This is a genomic window from Photobacterium sp. (assembly GCF_057456235.1).
On record NZ_JBVCPH010000007.1, the window covers coordinates 64,268 to 84,711 of the forward strand.

Below are 20,444 nucleotides of genomic sequence, written 5' to 3' on the forward strand. Positions count from 1 at the left end.
ACTTATTCATCTTGCTTGCATTTATATTTTTACCGTCTAATCCTTAGGCTGTCAACAACAGAAGTAGAAAAAATGGTCATTTCAGGCTTTAGCTATGCTTATAAAGAGCGGATTTACCAATCGGTTCCTCGCTCTGCCAATATACGGTTCGAAGCAAAGCAATGAGACGGGCATATCTCTGGTCATCAAAAACGACAGTATTGCCGGAGGAAATTTTGCCGGCTTGCCATTTCACTGACAGTAAAATGACACAAATAATGTGCCACATGACACATATTGACGAAATAAACTTTCAGGACGAAAAGCAGAGTATGACCAAAATCAAGGTAGACTCGATTTATCGCCCGCAAATGCAATCACGGTTGACCTGAAAGTGGGATCGCGGATAGATTGTCACAATACTGTTGCAGATTGGATGTAACAAAATTACGAGATGGATACGATATGAAGGAAAAATACAGCGCGTTAAGAAGTAACGTAAGTATGCTCGGCCACATGCTGGGTAATACCATTAAGGATGCACATGGCGAGCCTCTGTTTGAGAAGGTGGAAACCATACGTAAGCTGTCAAAATCGGCTCGGGCAGGTAATGACGACGATCGCGCGAGACTGATCGATGAATTACAAAACCTCCCTGATGATCAGCTTCTTCCTGTTGCTCGTGCCTTCAGTCAGTTTCTTAACCTGACCAATATCGCCGAACAGTACCATACGATCTCACGCCACTGTGAAGAGCACATTTGCAGTCCGGATTCTATCGATTCCCTGTTTGGTAAGCTCAACGCCAATAATGTCAGTCAGCTTGACTCTATTCAGGCGGTGCGTGATCTGAACATTGAGCTGGTACTGACGGCTCATCCGACAGAGATTGCCCGTCGCACCATGATCCACAAACTGGTACAGATCAACAAGTGCCTGTCGAGCCTTGAGCTGAGCGAACTTTCTCACAGTGAACGCCTGCGCGTGGAGCAACGCCTAGAGCAGTTGATTGCCCAGGCCTGGCACTCTGACGTCATCCGCAAACAGCGACCGACGCCGCTCGATGAGGCCAAGTGGGGATATGCGGTGGTAGAAAACTCGCTGTGGCAAGCGGTGCCTGAATTCCTGCGTCAGTTTGACGAGAAACTGGTTCACCATCTGGGCGAAGGCCTGCCTCTTGATGCCTCACCGGTTAAATTTACCTCATGGATGGGAGGAGACCGCGACGGTAACCCGTTCGTGACCTCAGAAGTCACCCGAGAAGTGCTGTTGCTGTCCCGCTGGAAAGCCGCCGATCTGTACCTGGGGGATATCCAGGAACTGGTTAGCGAGCTGTCAATGGTCATATGCAACGATCAGGTTCGCGAGCTCGCCGGCGATGAGCATGAACCCTACCGTGCCATCCTGAAAAAATTACGCACCGAGCTGACCAACACCCGCGACGTGCTGGATGCCAAAATTCAGGGCCATGACGCGCCTAACCTTAAAGTGATCACTCATGTTGATCAGCTGTGGGATCCTCTGCACGCTTGTTACCAGTCTCTGCACGCTTGCGGCATGGGGATTATTGCAGACGGTCTGCTGCTTGACGTTCTGCGCCGTATTAAGTGCTTCGGCATTCACCTGGTCCGTCTTGATATCCGCCAGGAAAGTACCCGCCACTCTGATGTTATTTCAGAGCTGACCCGTTATCTGGGGATCGGCGATTACGATCAGTGGAGCGAACAAGATAAGGTGGCGTTCCTGATCCGCGAACTGGCGTCAAAACGTCCGCTGTTACCACGCGACTGGCAGCCCTCAGCAGAGGTCCAGGAAGTCATCGATACCTGTAACACCGTGGCCGAACAACCCCGCGAAGCGCTGGGCGCCTATGTGATATCAATGGCACGTACCGCTTCTGATGTATTAGCGGTGCACCTGCTGCTGAAAGAAGCAGGCTGTCCGTTCCGCATGGATGTCTGCCCGCTGTTTGAAACACTGGAAGATTTAAACAATGGCGCCGCCGTCATCAGGCAATTGATGAACATTGACTGGTACCGCGGCTTCATTCAGAACTACCAAATGGTGATGATCGGCTATTCTGACTCAGCGAAAGATGCCGGGGTGATGGCGGCAGGCTGGGCACAGTACCGCGCAATGGAAGAGCTGGTTGAGGTCTGTGAAGAGGCGGGGGTTGAACTGACTCTATTCCATGGCCGCGGCGGCTCTATCGGCCGTGGTGGTGCACCGGCACATGCCGCACTGCTCTCTCAGCCTCCTCGCAGCCTGAAAGGCGGCCTGCGTGTTACCGAGCAAGGGGAAATGATCCGCTTTAAGCTGGGCCTGCCGGATGTGGCAGTCAACAGCCTGAGCCTTTACACCAGTGCCATTCTTGAAGCAAACCTGCTACCGCCACCCGCACCAAAACAAGACTGGCGCGATCTGATGGACGTGCTGTCTGAAGTTTCCTGCGAAGCATACCGCAACGTGGTGCGTGGCAATGAGCAATTCGTGCCTTATTTCCGCGCCGCGACGCCAGAGTTAGAGCTGGGCAAACTGCCATTAGGCTCCCGTCCGGCGAAGCGAAACCCGAACGGCGGGGTCGAAAGCTTACGTGCGATCCCTTGGATTTTTGCCTGGAGCCAGAACCGCTTGCTGCTACCTGCCTGGCTAGGTGCCGGTGAGGCGATCCAGTACTCAATCGACAAGGGCCATGCCCAGCTACTCGAAGATATGTGCCGTGAATGGCCCTTCTTCTCGACCCGCCTGGGCATGCTGGAGATGGTGTACAGCAAAACCAATGTCGGCATTGCACAGTACTATGATCAGCGCCTGACAGATAAGTCATTGTGGCCGCTGGGTCAGCAACTGCGCGATCAGTTGCAACAAGACATTAAGACGGTGCTGAATGTTGAAAACAACGCGCACCTGATGGAGCAGGATCCGTGGGGTGCCGAAGCCATTCGCTTACGTAATATCTATGTCGAGCCACTCAACATGCTGCAGGCTGAATTGCTGTACCGGACGCGCCAGCAAGAAGAAATATCACCGATACTGGAAGAGGCGCTGATGGTCAGTATCGCGGGTATCGCAACGGGAATGAGAAACACGGGTTAATTTGCCGCACCGGAGAAAAAATCAGATAAAGGTCACTTCGTGTGACCTTTATTTTATCCTACCTGAACCGCCGTATCCCTGTTGAACACCATGATCTTATCGCCCAGCGTTTATTTTATTCTGACGCAATATTGAGACAAACGCCCAGCAATGTCTTGCACTAGAGTAAATGATGAACCTTGTGAAAGCAGGTGATGCAAAACCGATTGCAATGCCAGTCTGGATAAAGGTCACATGATGAGTAATTGACAGCCTAAGTGAATAAATTATTTATTCTGTCAGGTATCAGTATTGAGCATATTGATGATATCCTATGTGATCTCGATCAGGCAGTGCAACATGACGATTATAACAAACGCCAAAGAGCGAAGGGTAACGTCCGGTTGATTGTATTTTTTACTTTGCAGTATTTTATCGGATAGAAGAGATGTCACTACCACACGTAATTTTAACCGTGCTAAGCAATCGCGACGCAACCGGTTACGATATCACCAAAGAATTTTCACACAGCATCGGTTATTTCTGGAAAGCGAGCCACCAGCAGGTGTATCGCGAACTGAATAAAATGGCCGGCAATAACCAAGTAACCTGTCAGCTTGAACCTCAGGAAGGTAAACCGGACCGTAAGGTCTACTCGATTACCGATCTAGGCCGTCAGGCATTATTTGAATGGTTCCAGGAACCCGCTCGCAATCCAACGATCCGCGATGAGTTCTCGGCCAAGCTACTGGTTTGCGGTGTTCATAATTCAGAGCCAATGCAACAACAGCTTGAGGCGCTCATTGAAGAGTCTCACTCGCTAATGAACAACTATGAGGAGCTGGAAAAAGTCCACTTTGCTAACTACAAAGAAATGGATCGCCAGTCTCGTCTTGACCGCCTGACTCTTCGCCGCGGCATGCATAACCGCCAGGCGTGGATTAACTGGGCAGAAGAAGTTCTGGCTGAGCTGAAAGATCTGGATAGCGAAACAAGCAAGGTTGCGATCACCAAGTAACGGAATATCGCTATTTCGCCATACCGACTAAAAAAGCCGCTCAGAGCGGCTTTTTTATTGGCACCGATAGCATGTCCCTATTGGGATTAAGCCTCGACTCCTGGCTTTACGCCCAGGGTATGACAAATGGCATAAGTCAGTTCTGCCCGGTTAAGGGTATAGAAGTGAAAGTCTTTAACCCCTTCGCGGCTCAGAATTCGCACCATATCGATCGCATTGCTGGCACCAACCATCTGGCGGCTAAGCAGATCGTCATCCAGCCCCTGATATTGCTTCTCTAACCAGCCTGGAATTTTAACGTTGTTCGCCAGTGCAAATCGCTTGGCTTGCGTCATGTTGGAGACAGGCAGGATACCCGGCACAATTTCGACATCGATACCCGAGGCTGCACAACGGTCGCGGAAACGCAGATAACTTTCGACATCAAAAAAGAACTGAGTGATCGCACGGTTCGCCCCCGCATCGACTTTGCGCCTGAGGTTGATCAAGTCGGACTGAGCACTTTTCGCCTCTGGATGCACTTCCGGATAGGCAGCCACCGAAATATCAAAATCGGCCTCCTTACGTAGCAACTCAACCAGATCTGCAGCATACATATCAGGCTTTACGCCTTGTTGGGGTAAGTCTCCGCGTAATGCCACGATGTCGCGGATCCCATTGTTCCAGTAATCACGGGCAATGGTACGCAGCTCATCGCGGGTGGCATCAATACACGTCAGGTGAGGGGCCGCGATAAGCCCGGTTTGATCCTTAATCTCTTTAATAATGCTGTGAGTTCGATCCCGCTCACCCGAGTTGGCTCCATAAGTCACTGAGACAAATTTCGGCTTCAGCGTTTTCAGACGATGAATAGAATTCCATAGGGTTTCTTCCATTTTCTCACTGCTTGGCGGAAAAAATTCAAACGAAACATTAATGTCACCATTAAGATCTGCAATATTTTGATTTAACGAATCTAAGTGACTTGCGTGAGAATACCCCATAGTCAATCCCTTCCTATTCTGGCCTGCCCTCGGCCTATTCAGCAACAAATGTGACGTCTGAGAAATAACCGTTTAGACGTCTATATGTCTACAGAATGTCTTGTAACCAAATTAATGTCAACAAAGTGATCATGAATTTTTCTCAACTTCACATTGCATAAACTTCAACATCCCTTAAACACAAAAGCCCGCTACGGGCGGGCTTTTGATGGATATCTGGTGATTAATTCCATATTTGCGTTATACAGCGCTATATCCAGCCGAACAGGTCGCCGTTTGGCATACTCTATAACATCGCAGCCAGACGGTTAATATCAGATAACAATGCGCCGGCGGTAACATCACGCCCGGCTCCGGGTCCGCGGATCACCAACGGATTATCACGATACCAGCGGCTTTCAATGGCAAAAATATTGTCGCAAGGCAGTAAGTTGGCCAAGGCATGCTCTGCCGGCAACGCTTCCACCCCTACATGTGCTTTGCCATGCTTATCCAGACGCGCAACATAACGCAGCACTTTATCTTCTTTCTGGGCTTTGTTCAGACGTTCGAACAACAGCTCGTCAAGCAGATCGATCTGCTCAAAGAATCCGTCAAGCGTCAGCTCCGCCAGTTCTGCAGGCACTAGCGAGTCCACCTTGACCTGCTCCGGCTCTAACGCCAGCCCTGACTCACGAGCCAGGATCACCAGCTTGCGCATCACGTCGCTGCCGTCGAGATCATGCCGTGGATCCGGTTCGGTCAGCCCTTGCTGCCACGCCTGCTCCAGCAGTTGAGAAAAAGGCTGCGAGCCATCGAACTGCTGGAACAGCCAGGATAACGTTCCGGAAAAGATCCCCGATACCGCAATAATTTCATCCCCACTTTCACGCAAGTCCCGTACCGTGTGATTCACGGGCAGGCCCGCACCGACGGTGGCGTTATATAGCCAATGACGGCTGGTTTTGGCAAAGGCATCCTGCACCGCATGGTAATCGTCGCTCGAGGCTGAGCCCGCGACTTTATTCGCTGAAATCAGATGCAACCCATTTTCAGCCACACTGGGGTATTTGGCCGCCAGTTCAGCACTGGCCGTCACATCCAGCACCACCACGTCATCATAAGGGTTAGAGGCGAAGGTCGCGAGCAGCTCCCCGTCGGCGTACTCCACGGCTTCATCCTCGAACGCGCTAAGTGCACGCGTCGGTTCAATGCCCTGAAAATCAACCCAGTAACGGCAACTGTCAGCAACCCCGATTAAGGTAAAACTCATACCATGGCGCTTCTCGAGCTGTTCTTTCTCGGCAGCAAACAACTCAAGCCAGCGGCTACCAATATTGCCTTTGCCGCACAACACCAGGCCAATACGTTTCTGAGCCTGAAACAGGCTCTGATGAATACCGGCAATCACGTTTTCAGTATCGACCTTACGCAGCACCGCAACCAGGCTCAGGCCGGATTCCGCTTCTTCCATAAACTCCACCGGCAGCCTTTTCAACTGCTGATAGAAGCCGTGGCAATGCACGGGGTTATTGACCACACCCGCCCCTACCGCGGCAACCATTGAGAAGCCTTCTCGCAACCTCAACTCGGCAGCAATCCCACTGTCTTGCAGCAGTGCCAATACGCCATTCACCACCTCGCTGGTATATGCCAGCAAAATACGTCCCTGATCGGCCTCAGTGCTCTGTGCCAGCGGTAACAGTTGCGCCCGCAGCAAGGTACGAACCAGCTCGGCCTTTACGGGTTCAAGTTCATGTGAACGCGGGACATCTATTTCAATCAGGCATATCTCGTCTAACGAGGTGACAATTTTGGCACCACGCCCGGAAGCTAATATCCGCTCTACTCGGGTCGAACCGGATTCCGGTTGATGGCTGCTGCGCAAGGTTAAACCAATCGCACTCTGGGCAACCGGCTGTAAGGTTCGGCTATGCAGCACGGGGGCCGCCAGGCGGGCCAGTTCATTGGCTTCATCCAGGCGCAGCAGAGGCAGCAGGCAGGCATCACCGACTTTGCGCGGATCTGCGCTGTATACGCCAGCCACATCGCTCCAGATAGTCACCCGCGACACCTCCGCCAGGGCACCGATCACCGTGGCGGAATAGTCAGAACCATTACGCCCCAGCAACACCGTTTCTTGCTGCTGATTACGCGCCATGAAGCCGGTGATCACAATACGATGCAAGCTGTGCTGGGCCAGCTGCTCTTTCAGCAACGGCCAGGATTGAGCACGATCCACTTCCGGTTGAGCCACCCGCTCTGCGCGGAGGAAGCTTCGCGAATCAAGGTAAGTCGCCTGCATCTCATGGTGATTGAGTAAGGCGGCCAGCAATCGGGCAGACCACAGTTCGCCATGGCCTAAAATTGCCGCGTATACCGGTTCTGTCATATCCTGCTCATTGAGCTTAGCCAGGTTACTCAGTTCTAGATGCAGCTGGGTCAATAGCGCATCAGCAACAGAGCCGGTCACCAGCGCTTCGATTAATCCTTGCTGATACTGGCGCAAGCTCTGCAACGTCTCATGGGCCTGCCGCCCGTCTTTGCCGAGTTGTTCAATCCACTCAATCAGCTTATTCGTTGTTTTTCCGGCTGCTGAAACCACAATCAGATCTTCAACATCGGAATACTCTTGCAGGATCGCGGCGACCCGACGATAGCAGTCCGGATCGGCCAGGCTACTGCCGCCAAATTTATGGAGCTGGCGATGGGCTGGCTGTGTCATCATGCCCCAACCTCCGCCGTTTGCTTAAATGCCTGCTCAAGATCTGCGATCAGGTCGCGAGGATCTTCCAGGCCAACCGACAGCCGTAACAGGGAGGGCTTAATACCGGCTTCGGCCTGCGCTTCATCGGACATCGCACGGTGAGTCATACTGGCAGGATGGGCAATCAGGCTTTCCGTGCCCCCGAGAGATTCTGCCAGTGAAAAACAGTTAAGAGCCGCGACAAATACTTCCAGCTGACGCGGGCTGCCTGCCAGTTCAAAGCTGAGCATTGAACCAAACCCCTGCTGCTGGTGAACGGCAATATCATGACCCGGATGATCCGGTAACGCCGGGTGATAAATCTGCCCGACCAGCGCCTGAGTTTGCAGGTATGCCAGCACCTGGGCTGCATTTTCTTCATGCATTCTCATCCGGGGCACTAAGGTTCTTAACCCTCGCAGGGTTAAATACGCATCAAACGGCGCGCCTGTTGCCCCGATGCAGTTCGCCCACCAGGCAATATTCTCGGCTTGCTCCGGATCTTTGGCAATCAGGATCCCCCCCACCACATCAGAATGACCGTTGATATATTTCGTGGTGGAGTGGACCACAAAATCAGCCCCCAATTTTATCGGCTGCTGCAAGACCGGCGATAAAAAGGTGTTGTCAACCGCAACCAGCGCACCAGCCTGTGCTGCATGCCGGCACAAGGCTTCAACATCAAGCACCCGTAACAGCGGGTTTGACGGGGTTTCAACCCAGATAATTTTAGGTTTTTTCGCCAGTGCCGCCGCAAGTGCGGCCGGATCGGACTGATCGACAAACTCAACCTTGAAATCACCTTTATTGGCACGGGTATTAAACAAACGGTAGGTTCCGCCGTAGCAGTCATGCGGGGCAACAATTAAATCTTCCGGGCCTAACAGCGCTGAAACCAATAAGTTGATGGCTGCGGTGCCGCAACTGGTGACCACGCCTCCGGCCCCCCCTTCCAGTTCTGACAAGGCATCGGCTAACATATTGCGGGTCGGGTTACCCGAGCGTGAATAATCGTATTGGGGAGGCTCACCGAGCTCTGGAAAGCTATAGGTGGAAGTAAGATAAATAGGTGGAACAACGGCATGGTGTTGGCTGTCTGATTCAATACCGGCACGTACGGCGATGGTGGCAAACTGCTTGTCACTCATAATAACCTTCCTTGTCTCGGGCTAAGCCCTGTTCCCGAATAAAATTGCAGCAATCACATTAACTACATTTAATTGAGCCGTCAACACTTCTAGACGTCTATATGTCTTTCCTTATGGCAGTAAATCCCGCTAAAATTCGGAGATATAGTTATTTGATCCCAACATCGCTGAGAAGGTATAACATGGCAGAGTGGAATGGCGAATACATCAGCCCATACGCGGAACACGGTAAAAAAAATGAGCAAGTTAAGAAAATTACTGTTTCGATTCCATTAAAGGTTTTAAAAATACTGACGGATGAGCGTACTCGTCGTCAGGTAAATAACCTGCGTCACGCAACGAACAGTGAATTGCTTTGTGAAGCATTCCTGCACGCTTATACAGGTCAGCCGTTACCAACCGATGACGACATCCGTAAAGATTGCCCTGATGATCTGCCAGCAGAAGCCAAAGCCCTGATGGACGAAATGGGGATCAAATACGAAGACATCAATGAATAATCGCACAGCTACGCGATCGTAAGCCACCCGCTATCTCTATTTACCGATGATAGACTGATATAAAAAAACCAGCCAATCGGCTGGTTTTTTGTTATCGGCATAAAGCGATCTGTCGGTATTCAGTTTGCCGCTCTATTTCAAGAGCACTTTTATTTGTCTTCCATGTAGCCAACAGGCATCTCAATCTGGGCAACGCCCGAATCAATCGCCGCCTGGGCGACAGCTTTGGCCACACGAGGAAGCAAACGTGGATCCATTGGCTTGGGAATAATGTATTCCATACCAAATGCCAGCTTGTCGACGCCGGCGGCTTTTAATACTTCCGCAGGAACCGGCTCTTTGGTCAGTTCACGAATGGCTTTAACTGCGGCCAGTTTCATTTCGTCATTAATTTTGCTCGCGCGTACATCCAGGGCACCGCGGAAAATGAATGGAAAACAGATAACATTATTGACCTGGTTAGGATAATCAGAGCGGCCAGTCCCCATGATAAGATCATCGCGTACCGCATGTGCCAGCTCTGGCTTGATTTCCGGATCCGGATTGGAACAAGCGAAAACAACAGGCTTATCAGCCATCAATTTAAGTGCTTCAGGCTCCAATAAATTCGGACCCGATACCCCGACAAAGATATCAGCGCCTTCGATAACATCTTCCAGTGTACGTTTATCGGTATTATTCGCGAACAGCTGCTTATATTCGTTAATGTCATCACGGCGCGTATGGATGACCCCTTTGCGGTCAAGCATGTAGATCTTCTCGCGCTGGGCACCCGACTTGATCAGCAGTTCCATACATGCCACCGCCGCCGCACCGGCACCTAAACAGACAATAACAGATTCACTGATCTCTTTACCTTGCAGTTCAAGGGCATTCAGCATTCCGGCGGCTGTGACAATCGCGGTACCATGCTGATCATCGTGGAAAACCGGGACGCTACAGCGTTCAATCAGACGTTTTTCAATTTCAAAACAGTCTGGCGCTTTGATATCTTCCAGGTTGATCCCGCCAAAGGTATCAGCGATGTTGGCCACTGTATCAACAAACTCATCAATCGTGCGGTGCTTCACTTCAATATCAATAGAATCGAGACCCGCAAAACGCTTAAATAGCAGTGACTTACCTTCCATTACCGGCTTCGAGGCCAGAGGACCGAGGTTACCTAAACCCAGAATTGCCGTGCCGTTAGTAATGACCGCAACCATATTGCCTTTACCCGTGTATTTATACACATTCTCTGGATTTTTGGCGATTTCTCGAACAGGCTCAGCGACACCCGGGCTATACGCCAGCGCCAGATCTTCAACCGTATCTGCCGGCTTAGTAAGTGCTACTGCAATTTTTCCTGGTACTGGGTAAGCATGATAATCAAGTGCTTGTTGGCGAAAATCTTCAGACATAGTGTTCTGGGTCCTAAGTAAAAAGGAGAGCTTGATCCTAAATGAAAATGATGTTCAGTTCGATCTTGAGAGGCAGATCATATTCTATCGCGATAGAAAATCCTAGTTCAGTACAACAGGTCCAGCCAATTGGATGCTCATTTAGGATACTTATGCCGAAAAGCGGGTGGGAATTGTGCTACACAGGAAGAAAGGAGAGATAACGCAGCCAGGATGACTTAATAAAACGGTCGAAAACTCGTGAGCAAAATGAAAAAAAGGGATGCATATGCATCCCTTTTTTCGGAATTCATCTGGCTAATATTATTTAGCAGAAAGAGCACCGAAACGCTTGTTGAACTTGTCGATACGACCACCAGAGCTAACTTCACGCTGCTTACCAGTGTAGAATGGGTGACATTTGTCACACACATCAAGGTTAACATCTTTACGCATAGTTGACTGGAATACGAAGTTGTTGCCGCAAGAACAACGAGCGTTCACTGCTGAGTAATCTGGGTGGATACCTTGTTTCATGGGATAACCTCAAGCTAAGGCCGTGTCGCTCTCCCGATCCAAAGCCGGGCACCACACGTCGTTAAATACAGTATGCCGCAAATGCGACAAATTAGGCGGCGTATAGTAATCAATCATGCAGCCTAGATCAACCAACTCGCTACTTTTTTCATCACATTATTCATCGCCTGCTTGCTATGGCTCGATTTATACCCAAACGACGTCAAAATAGATCAACCCTGCCTGTTGCAATTGCCGGGAGAACTGCTTGTTACTGACAACATATGCCGGGCTACCTCCGTTTATTTATCCGTTTGGGATAAAGCGCCGGGCAAGGTACACTTCCCTGATAACATAAAAGTCTTCCTTCATTATAGATCCTGCAGCCGTTCAGCTCTCTCGAACTGGATAGCTACAGCTTTTTCAGCGGTTAGTTATGACACCCAAGATTGCCAAAGTGGCCCTTCCAGTTCCACTGGATAAAGCCTTTGATTACCTGGTCAAACCCGGCACATTCCCAGTCGTGGGTGGTCGGGTACGCGTTCCATTCGGGCGGCAGCAGCTGGTTGGACTGGTCATCGCCCTGACAGATCACTCTGATTTCCCGCTTAACCAGTTAAAACCTCTTAATACGGTGATCGATACCGCACCATTGTGGCAACCCCCGCTGTTCAGTTTGCTATCTTGGGCCAGCAGTTATTATCAGTATCCATTAGGGGATACCCTGGCCAACGCCATGCCGGCGTTACTGCGCAAAGGACGGAGTGCCTCTCCTGCCACCCTGAAATTCTGGACGCTGACCGAAGCCGGCCGGGATCAACCGCTAACGGCACTCAAGCGTGCGCCGCGACAGGCACAAGTGCTGAATATTTTGCGCCACGGCAACACCAGCCATGAAGCCTTACTGGCCGAGGAAGTCAGCTCTGCAACGCTGAAAAACTTGACGGAAAAAGGCTGGATTGCAGAGCAACAGGAAAAACCGCGCCAGAACAACTGGCACAACGATTTTGCCCTGACCGAAGAAAAACCCCGCTTGCATGAAGAGCAGGCCCTGGCCGTCGCCACCGTCAATGCCAATCCCGATTTTGGCTGTTATTTACTGGAAGGCGTCACCGGATCCGGCAAAACGGAAGTCTACCTCAATCTGTTAGAGCCGGTATTAGCCGCTGGCAAGCAGGCACTGATCCTGGTGCCCGAAATCGGCCTGACCCCGCAAACCATAAACCGTTTTCGCCGCCGTTTTAATGTTCCGCTGGAGACCGTGCATTCTGGCCTCAATGATACCGAGCGCCTCTCTTCCTGGCTCGCGGGGCGCGATAACCAGGCAGGGATCATTATCGGTACCCGCTCAGCCTTATTCACCCCCTTTAAGCACCTCGGCATCATCATTGTTGATGAAGAGCATGATGCCTCGTATAAGCAGCAAGACAGCTTGCGTTATCATGCCCGAGATCTGGCCGTCATGAGGGCCAATAAAGAAAATATACCCATCGTATTGGGATCGGCCACGCCGGCGCTGGAAAGCTTGCATAACGCCAAAACCGGTAAATACCACCACCTGCAGTTAACCCGGCGGGCAGGCAATGCACAGGTCGCCCGGCACGGCGTCTTAGATGTCAAAGGATTGTATTTGGAAGCCGGGCTATCCGCCCCTTTAGTGGCGCAAATGCGCAAACATTTAACCGCGGGTAACCAGGTCATTCTGTTTCTCAACCGCCGCGGTTATTCGCCGGCGATGATCTGCCATGAATGTGGCTGGCTGGCTGAATGTGACCGTTGTGATGCCTACTACACCCTGCATCAGCAGTCGGGGCAGTTACGCTGCCACCACTGTGCCACCCAACGTCCGATCATGCATCAATGCGAGAGCTGTGGCTCGACCCAGCTTCATGCGGTCGGGGTCGGAACCGAGCAGCTGGAACAACAGCTGGCGACATTGTTCCCTGAATACAAAACCGTGCGTATCGATCGCGACAGTACCCGCCGCAAAGGGGCGCTGGAAAATTACCTCGAGGCCATCAAGAATAATGAATTCCAGATCCTGATCGGCACCCAGATGCTGGCCAAGGGTCACCATTTTCCCAATGTGACCTTAGTATCGTTGATTGATGTCGACAGTGCGCTGTTCAGCAATGACTTCCGGGCATCAGAACGCCTTGCCCAACTGTTTATTCAGGTTGCAGGCCGTGCCGGACGCGCCAGTAAACCGGGTGAAGTTCTGCTGCAAACTCACCACCCGGAGCATGCCTTGCTGCAAGCTTTGTTGCACAAAGGATATGATCATTTTGCCGATAACGCGCTGCTTGAACGCAAACAAGCCTTGCTGCCACCTTATACTCATTTGGCACTGTTTCGCTCAGAAGCCAATAATAGCGACCATAATGTCCAGTTTTTGCAGCAAGTTCGCAGTATTTTCGAGTCAAACCCGCTATTTAGCCAGACCGATGAACACCATAAAAGCTATGTCATGGGGCCAAATCCCGCCCCTCTGGCACGCCGTGCTGGTCGTTATCGCTGGCAGTTGTTACTGCAAGCCCCTGATCGTAAAACCCTGCAACGCATGTTGACCATTGCCAAACCCGCGATTCAATTACTGCCTCTTGCCAAGAAGGTTCGCTGGTCAATTGATGTCGAGCCACAGGATTTAACTTAAAACAAGCAATGCGATACAGATCACATTGTTAATGTAATTTATGCTATTGAGGGCATGTTTAATCGCACTCTTAGCGCCTACAATAACAGCCTTGTCGGCATAGGTATCAGCTCTATTTGGCTAGGGTCCTCCGGCAATATTATGAGAGAAATAATAGGAGGAACTGCAATTATGGCGACAATGAAGGATGTTGCCCAGCTTGCCGGTGTCTCAACAGCCACGGTTTCCCGTGCCCTGATGAACCCGGAAAAAGTCTCGGCCTCGACCCGGAAAAAGGTCGAACAAGCCGTTATGGAAGCTGGCTATTCGCCCAATTCACTAGCTCGGAATCTTCGCCGCAACGAATCAAAAACCATTGTGACAATTGTCCCTGATATCTGTGATCCCTACTTCACAGAAATCATTCGCGGCATTGAAGAAGCCGCGATGGAACATGGCTATCTGGTTTTACTTGGTGACAGTGGGCAGCAAAAGGTCCGCGAAAATTCCTTTGTTAACCTGGTGTTTACCAAACAAGCGGACGGCATGTTATTGCTCGGCTCCGATTTACCCTTTGATGTCAGTAAACCCGAGCAGAAAAATCTACCGCCTTTGGTAATGGCGTGCGAATACGCACCAGAGCTGGAATTACCCACCGTTCATATCGATAATTTAACCGCCGCGTATGAGGCCGTTAACTATCTGACTCAGATGGGCCACAAGCGTATTGCCCAAATATCCGGTCCGGATCAAGCGCCACTATGCCAGTTCCGATCTCAGGGATATCAGCAAGCACTCCGCCGGGCTGGCATTGAACTCAACCCGGCCTACACCATCAAGGGTGACTTCACCTTTGCCGCTGGTGCCCGTGCAGTCACGGCCCTGCTATCACTGCCTGAGCCACCGACGGCCCTGTTTTCCCACAGTGACGTCATGGCTATCGGGGCAATGCAGCAAGCAAAGCGCCTGGGATTGCGTGTACCGCATGATCTGTCAATTGTCGGATTCGATGACATTCAATTCGCAGAATACTGCGATCCACCGCTTACTACCGTTTCCCAGCCACGTTATGAAATCGGCCGTCAGTCGATGTTAATGCTGCTGGAGCTCTTAAAAGGTAAGGAAGTACAGGCAGGTTCTCGCTTACTGGATGCCAAGTTGGTCATACGGGAAAGTGCCGCACCGCCCGCACATTAAGTGGCAGTCAGATATACGGTGAGCTTATGAGTTTTGGCATAAGCTCACAAATATCTGCAACAGACCGACGTTTGCCCTCATCCAACGCCACAGAAACACTGGTCAGCCACCGTCCAAGTTTGTAACATAGGGTTATTATTTTGCCGTTATATTGTCATCATTGTGGCCACTAAAGATTATGTAAAACGCGGACGCTCGCCCAAAAAGCCAGCCCGCCACAATCGTAAAGCGCCAGTATCCAATGGCTTCCCTATTAAATGGGCCATCATTGCCCTGATCCTTGTCAGTGCTCTCGGTTATGGCTTGTATTTCCTATCTAGCTCACCGGCTCCCAAGCCAGCCCCTGAGCCAACAAAACCGGTAGCAGTGAAACCAAAGCCTAAACCACTGACTAAAGCCAAAGAGACGGCTTTACCGCCCAAACCAGAGGAAAAATGGCGCTATATTGAAGAGCTGGAAAATAAAGAAGTCCAGGTTGAATCAAAGCAAGCCCAGAAGCCAAGTCGGCCGTACCTGATGCAATGCGGAGCGTACCGCAGCAAAGATCAGGCAGAACAGCGCAAGGCGATGATTGCTTTTCAGGGGCTTGAGAGCCAGGTGAAAACCAGCCAGGGTGAAAAAGGCAACTGGTATCGCGTCATTCTTGGCCCATACCCACAAAAGCGTAAAGCCGAAAGCGATCGCAACATGTTACGCCGCGCGGGAATTGAGCCATGTGCTATCTGGTTTTGGGAGTGATCGCCGATCAGGCATAAGCCTGACCACCCCAAGCGCGACTTAATATCTTTACCAAAAGGATGCCTGAGCATCCTTTTTTGTTATCTGCGACCTCCAATTGACAACATCGTTTATCACTTTTGGCTTGAAAAATTATTCTTTCATCCCAACTATAGTAATAACATCGATACCGGCGCTGCGCCGGAGAGAACCAAAGAGGTTAGACCGTGACAACAATCGTATCTGTACGTCGAAACGGTAAAGTCGTTATTGCCGGTGATGGCCAGGTTTCCCTGGGCAACACTGTGATGAAAGGTAACGCGCGCAAAGTACGCCGTTTATACAACAACAAAGTTCTGGCTGGCTTTGCTGGCGGCACTGCCGATGCCTTCACTCTATTCGAGCGTTTTGAGCGTAAGCTTGAAATGCACCAGGGCCATCTTCTTAAAGCGGCGGTGGAACTGGCCAAAGACTGGCGCACCGACCGCATGCTGCGTAAACTCGAGGCCCTGCTGGTAGTCGCTGATGAAACCGGCTCATTGATCATTACCGGCAATGGTGATGTAATTCAGCCAGAAAACGACCTGATTGCTATCGGCTCAGGGGGGAATTTTGCCCAGGCGGCAGCAACCGCCCTGTTGGAAAACACCGATTTAAGTGCCCGCGAAATTGCCGAGAAAGCACTGTATATCGCTGGCGACATCTGTGTGTTCACCAACCACAATCATACCATTGAAGAGCTCGATACTAAGTAAGGAAGCCGCTATGTCTGAAATGACTCCTCGCGAAATTGTTCATGAGCTTGATCGCCACATTATCGGTCAGGACAAAGCCAAGCGTGCCGTTGCTATTGCACTGCGCAACCGCTGGCGTCGGATGCAGCTTCCTGAAGAGCTGCGGGTCGAAGTAACACCAAAAAATATTCTGATGATTGGCCCGACAGGCGTCGGTAAAACCGAAATTGCCCGCCGTCTGGCAAAATTAGCCAATGCGCCTTTCATTAAAGTAGAAGCGACTAAGTTCACCGAAGTCGGCTATGTTGGTAAAGAAGTCGAAACCATTATTCGCGATCTGACCGATGTTGCGGTAAAAATGACTCATCAGCAGGCGATGGAAAAAGTCCGTTTCCGCGCTGAAGAGCTGGCCGAAGATCGTATTCTTGACATCCTGCTACCTCCGGCACGTGATGCCTGGGGCAAAAATGAAGAAGCTGACAATAGTTCTGCGACTCGCCAATCATTCCGCAAGAAGTTGCGCGAAGGCAAGCTGGACGACAAAGAGATCGAAATCGATGTCGCAGCACCGCAGATGGGCGTTGAGATCATGGCGCCTCCTGGCATGGAAGACATGACCAACCAACTGCAGGGCATGTTCCAGAATCTTGCCGGTAATACCACCAAAAAGCGTACGATGAAAATCAAAGACGCAATCAAGGCGGCAACCGAGGAAGAAGCGGCAAAACTGGTTAATCATGAAGAGCTGAAAGAGCATGCGATCTACGCGGTAGAGAACAACGGTATTGTCTTCCTTGATGAGATTGACAAGATCTGCAAACGCGGTGAAGCATCCGGCCCGGACGTTTCTCGCGAAGGCGTCCAGCGCGATCTACTTCCTTTAGTTGAAGGCAGCACGGTATCGACCAAACATGGGATGGTAAAAACTGACCATATCCTGTTTATCGCTTCCGGCGCGTTCCAGATGGCAAAACCTTCAGATCTGATCCCGGAACTGCAAGGCCGACTGCCTATTCGGGTGGAACTTGAAGCCCTGACCAGCGGTGACTTCAAACGTATCCTGACAGAGCCCAATGCATCGCTGACAGAGCAGTACATCGCGCTGATGGCAACGGAATCGGTTAATATCGACTTTACTGAAGACGGTATCAACAAAATTGCGGATGCGGCATGGCAAGTTAACGAGCGCACAGAAAACATTGGTGCCCGCAGACTGCACACCGTCATGGAACGCCTGATGGAAGAGCTGTCTTTCGACGCGACAGAAAAGTCGGGTGATAAGTTCATTATCGACGAAACCTATGTTATCGACCGTTTGGGTGAGCTGGTTGAAGACGAGGATCTGAGCCGCTTTATCCTTTAGATCTGATCCATAAAGCTGCGATTGAAAATGCAGAAAACGGCGTCATTCGACGCCGTTTTTTTGTTCTTAAACAAACATTATGGCGATAAAGTTGCCCATCTCTGTGTTTTCGCCATAATACCCTTTCAACAATTCGCTAAGTAACGACATTATGAAATCATCTTCACTCGCAATCTGGCTTGATGCCGCAAGGCCCAAAACCTTGCCATTGGCCGTCGCATCGATTCTATGCGGCAGCGCAGTGGCAGGATGGCAAGGACGTTTTTCTGCATCAATCACAGGCCTCGCCCTGCTCACCGCTCTTTTACTCCAGATTTTATCAAACCTGGCCAATGACTATGGTGATGCTGTTAAAGGCACGGATAATGATGCCCGTCTTGGCCCGCAACGGGCTGTTCAGTCCGGCTTAGTGACGCCTGGTGCAATGCGTAATGCCATGGTACTGAATATTATCCTGACGATAGCCAGTGGATTGAGCCTGATTTTCCTTGCCTGTAATAATTTACAGGACATGTTTGGCTTTATGTTATTAGGTTTGATGGCGATTGCAGGCTCTATTGCCTACACCGTCGGCAATAAACCTTATGGTTACCGAGGCCTGGGCGATCTGTCCGTGCTGATGTTCTTCGGCTGGCTAGGTGTTGCCGGCACGTATTATCTGCAGGCCGGTTCGATTGATTCGATCATTATGCTACCCGCCACCGCGTGTGGCCTCTTGGCTGTCGGTGTACTTAACATCAATAACTTGAGAGATATCGAGAATGACCGAGCCTGTGGAAAGTTAACGTTAGCGGTACGCATGGGGCCGGACTGGGGACGCAAGTACCACCTGTTCCTGTTAGCCGGTAGCGTCGTCTGCTTAACCCTGTTTGCACTCCTGGAGCTGCACTCACCGTTTGGCTGGTTATTTATTTTCAGCTTTCCGCTGCTGTTCCAACACGGCAAACAGGTATTTCAATCAGCAGATGGCGCAGCACTGCGCCCGATGATGGCGACGATGGTGAAATGCGCGTTACTGACCAATCTCCTGTTTGCTGCGGGCGTCATTCTGGCTTAAGCGCCGTATTCATCACAAACGATCGCTGACACCGCACATACACTCAGGCAAGAATCAGTCATTAAGAATGGACGCCGGTTACCATTACATCCTTGTTGCAATGCAAGCACAGCTGGTTATAATTCCACCAGGCCAATGATGTTAAGTTAACCAATCTCCCCTTTTCTTTTGCCACAACAAGAAGCTAGCTTATGGAATATAATACCTCCGAACTATGCGATATTTACCTGGAACAGGTGGATGTCGTTGAGCCAATGTTCAGTTCTTACGGCGGGCGAAGTTCCTTCGGCGGCCAGATTTCTACAGTAAAATGCTTTGAAGATAATGCATTGATCCGCTCGGTACTGGAGCAATCCGGCATTGGCCGCATATTATTGATTGACGGTGGTGGCTCGTTACGGCGTGCATTGATTGATGCTGACATTGCCCAGCTTGCTGCTGACAATGAATGGGAGGGGTTAGTTGTCTACGGCTGCGTGCGCCATGTCGATGATCTCGATGAGCTCGACATTGGTATTCAGGCTCTGGCTTCAATACCGGTAGGGGCCGATAAACAAGGTGTAGGAGAAGCCGATGTTGCCGTCAATTTTGGTGGTGTCACTTTCTTGCCGGAAGACCACCTCTATGCTGATAACACTGGGGTGATCTTATCGCCTGAACCGCTCGATATTGAGTGACCCGCAGTGCCATCAAGGTACAAGATACCATCATGTACCTGAGATAAAAAAACAGAGCCAATCGGCTCTGTTTTTTATTCTACGTGATCCATCTTACCCAGCAGTGTGCGAACGCGCTCTTGCCATGCTTGATGATCATTCTGTAGTTTCTGGTTATCCTGCTCTAATACTTCACGGTTTGAACGTAGTTCTTGCGTTTCTGCAGTCAGGCTTTCGTTTGTTTCTTTTAATTCTTCAATTTCCATTTGTAGCAGAGAAATTGTATCAACAGCCATTTGTACTTTGGCTTCCAGCTTTTCCAACATTTCTAAAGACATATTGTTCACCTGATCTAAGCCCATATCATTCCCTTAAACCGTTAAGGTAATACCACACGAGCATGGTTTATATTCGTTGCTGCGCCTATTCTAGCGAGGCAGCCGCCATCTGGCATCCTCTAATCCATCCCTTTTTTGCAAATGGATGAATTTCACCCAATCTTGATAGAAATTGTACCTTGTTCTTCAAATCAAATTGCCTAAAAAAAAGCTTTGAGCTTCGCTGCCTTTGCCATTGTAACGGCCTCAGTAACAAAACAAGTTAATTCTCTGTTATAAAATTTCTATTTTTCTCTCCGCTCCAGTCTGTTGATCCCCCCGTGACTGGAAACTGGCCACAGCGCTAAAAATAACACCACCTCAGTTACAGAATGCTTGAAATTGCGATCTAACTCAATTTTCATGCAGCGCTTGCGTGCTAATTTTT

Annotated in this window: 16 protein-coding genes; 10 read left to right on the forward strand and 6 right to left on the reverse strand. The window is 50.4% G+C overall.

Annotated elements, in window-relative coordinates:
* The first annotated feature begins 444 nt into the window (after positions 1 to 444).
* Together ppc and AC2204_RS09800 are read left to right on the forward strand one after the other, a co-directional pair.
* Positions 445 to 3,075 carry a phosphoenolpyruvate carboxylase gene (gene ppc / locus AC2204_RS09795; RefSeq protein ID WP_318925315.1) on the forward strand — a complete coding sequence of 877 codons (2,631 nt, stop codon included), beginning with the start codon at positions 445 to 447 and terminating at the stop codon, positions 3,073 to 3,075.
* 427 nt (positions 3,076 to 3,502) lie between these two features.
* Positions 3,503 to 4,072 (forward strand): PadR family transcriptional regulator, encoded by a 570-nt coding sequence (locus AC2204_RS09800; RefSeq protein WP_318925316.1) that lies wholly within the window; start codon positions 3,503 to 3,505, stop codon positions 4,070 to 4,072.
* An 86-nt stretch (positions 4,073 to 4,158) separates the two neighbouring features.
* Here AC2204_RS09800 and metF read toward each other — a convergent pair whose 3' ends face one another.
* The 3 genes from metF to AC2204_RS09815 form a co-directional block, all read right to left on the reverse strand.
* Positions 4,159 to 5,055, reverse strand: coding sequence for a methylenetetrahydrofolate reductase (gene metF, locus AC2204_RS09805; RefSeq protein WP_318925317.1), 897 nt, complete (start codon positions 5,053 to 5,055; stop codon positions 4,159 to 4,161).
* 286 nt (positions 5,056 to 5,341) lie between these two features.
* Complete coding sequence (locus AC2204_RS09810) at positions 5,342 to 7,759, reverse strand: bifunctional aspartate kinase/homoserine dehydrogenase II (RefSeq protein ID WP_318925473.1); 2,418 nt, start codon at positions 7,757 to 7,759, stop codon at positions 5,342 to 5,344.
* Positions 7,759 to 8,928 (reverse strand): O-succinylhomoserine (thiol)-lyase, encoded by a 1,170-nt coding sequence (locus tag AC2204_RS09815; RefSeq protein WP_318925318.1) that lies wholly within the window; start codon positions 8,926 to 8,928, stop codon positions 7,759 to 7,761. Before AC2204_RS09815 ends, AC2204_RS09810 begins: the two co-directional genes overlap by 1 nt.
* Positions 8,929 to 9,110: 182 nt before the next feature.
* Here AC2204_RS09815 and metJ point away from each other — a divergent pair, with 182 nt between their 5' ends.
* Complete coding sequence (gene metJ, locus AC2204_RS09820; protein ID WP_107283464.1) at positions 9,111 to 9,428, forward strand: met regulon transcriptional regulator MetJ; 318 nt, start codon at positions 9,111 to 9,113, stop codon at positions 9,426 to 9,428.
* 149 nt (positions 9,429 to 9,577) lie between these two features.
* Here metJ and AC2204_RS09825 read toward each other — a convergent pair whose 3' ends face one another.
* Both AC2204_RS09825 and rpmE read right to left on the reverse strand, forming a co-directional pair.
* Positions 9,578 to 10,828 (reverse strand): malic enzyme-like NAD(P)-binding protein, encoded by a 1,251-nt coding sequence (locus tag AC2204_RS09825; protein WP_318925319.1) that lies wholly within the window; start codon positions 10,826 to 10,828, stop codon positions 9,578 to 9,580.
* A gap of 303 nt (positions 10,829 to 11,131) precedes the next feature.
* A complete protein-coding gene (gene rpmE, locus AC2204_RS09830; protein WP_318925320.1) occupies positions 11,132 to 11,344 on the reverse strand; it encodes a 50S ribosomal protein L31 in 213 nt (70 codons plus the stop codon).
* A gap of 415 nt (positions 11,345 to 11,759) precedes the next feature.
* Here rpmE and priA point away from each other — a divergent pair, with 415 nt between their 5' ends.
* From priA to rraA, 7 genes are all read left to right on the forward strand, one after another.
* A complete protein-coding gene (gene priA, locus AC2204_RS09835; protein WP_318925321.1) occupies positions 11,760 to 13,976 on the forward strand; it encodes a primosomal protein N' in 2,217 nt (738 codons plus the stop codon).
* Positions 13,977 to 14,147: 171 nt separating this feature from the next.
* Positions 14,148 to 15,152, forward strand: coding sequence for a DNA-binding transcriptional regulator CytR (gene cytR, locus AC2204_RS09840; protein WP_318925322.1), 1,005 nt, complete (start codon positions 14,148 to 14,150; stop codon positions 15,150 to 15,152).
* A 162-nt stretch (positions 15,153 to 15,314) separates the two neighbouring features.
* Complete coding sequence (locus AC2204_RS09845; protein WP_318925323.1) at positions 15,315 to 15,890, forward strand: SPOR domain-containing protein; 576 nt, start codon at positions 15,315 to 15,317, stop codon at positions 15,888 to 15,890.
* A gap of 206 nt (positions 15,891 to 16,096) precedes the next feature.
* Positions 16,097 to 16,624, forward strand: coding sequence for an ATP-dependent protease subunit HslV (hslV, locus tag AC2204_RS09850; RefSeq protein ID WP_318925324.1), 528 nt, complete (start codon positions 16,097 to 16,099; stop codon positions 16,622 to 16,624).
* Positions 16,625 to 16,634: 10 nt separating this feature from the next.
* Positions 16,635 to 17,966 carry an ATP-dependent protease ATPase subunit HslU gene (gene hslU / locus AC2204_RS09855; RefSeq protein ID WP_318925325.1) on the forward strand — a complete coding sequence of 444 codons (1,332 nt, stop codon included), beginning with the start codon at positions 16,635 to 16,637 and terminating at the stop codon, positions 17,964 to 17,966.
* 151 nt (positions 17,967 to 18,117) lie between these two features.
* Entirely contained in the window at positions 18,118 to 19,023 is a 906-nt protein-coding gene (locus tag AC2204_RS09860) for a 1,4-dihydroxy-2-naphthoate polyprenyltransferase (RefSeq protein ID WP_318925326.1), read from the forward strand.
* 191 nt (positions 19,024 to 19,214) lie between these two features.
* Positions 19,215 to 19,700: a ribonuclease E activity regulator RraA gene (gene rraA, locus AC2204_RS09865; protein ID WP_318925327.1), complete on the forward strand. Its 486-nt coding sequence runs from the start codon at positions 19,215 to 19,217 to the stop codon at positions 19,698 to 19,700.
* A 74-nt stretch (positions 19,701 to 19,774) separates the two neighbouring features.
* Here rraA and zapB read toward each other — a convergent pair whose 3' ends face one another.
* The gene (gene zapB / locus AC2204_RS09870) at positions 19,775 to 20,017 is read right to left on the reverse strand and encodes a cell division protein ZapB (RefSeq protein ID WP_318925328.1); all 243 of its coding nucleotides are present in this window, start codon (positions 20,015 to 20,017) and stop codon (positions 19,775 to 19,777) included.
* Positions 20,018 to 20,444: the final 427 nt, after the last annotated feature.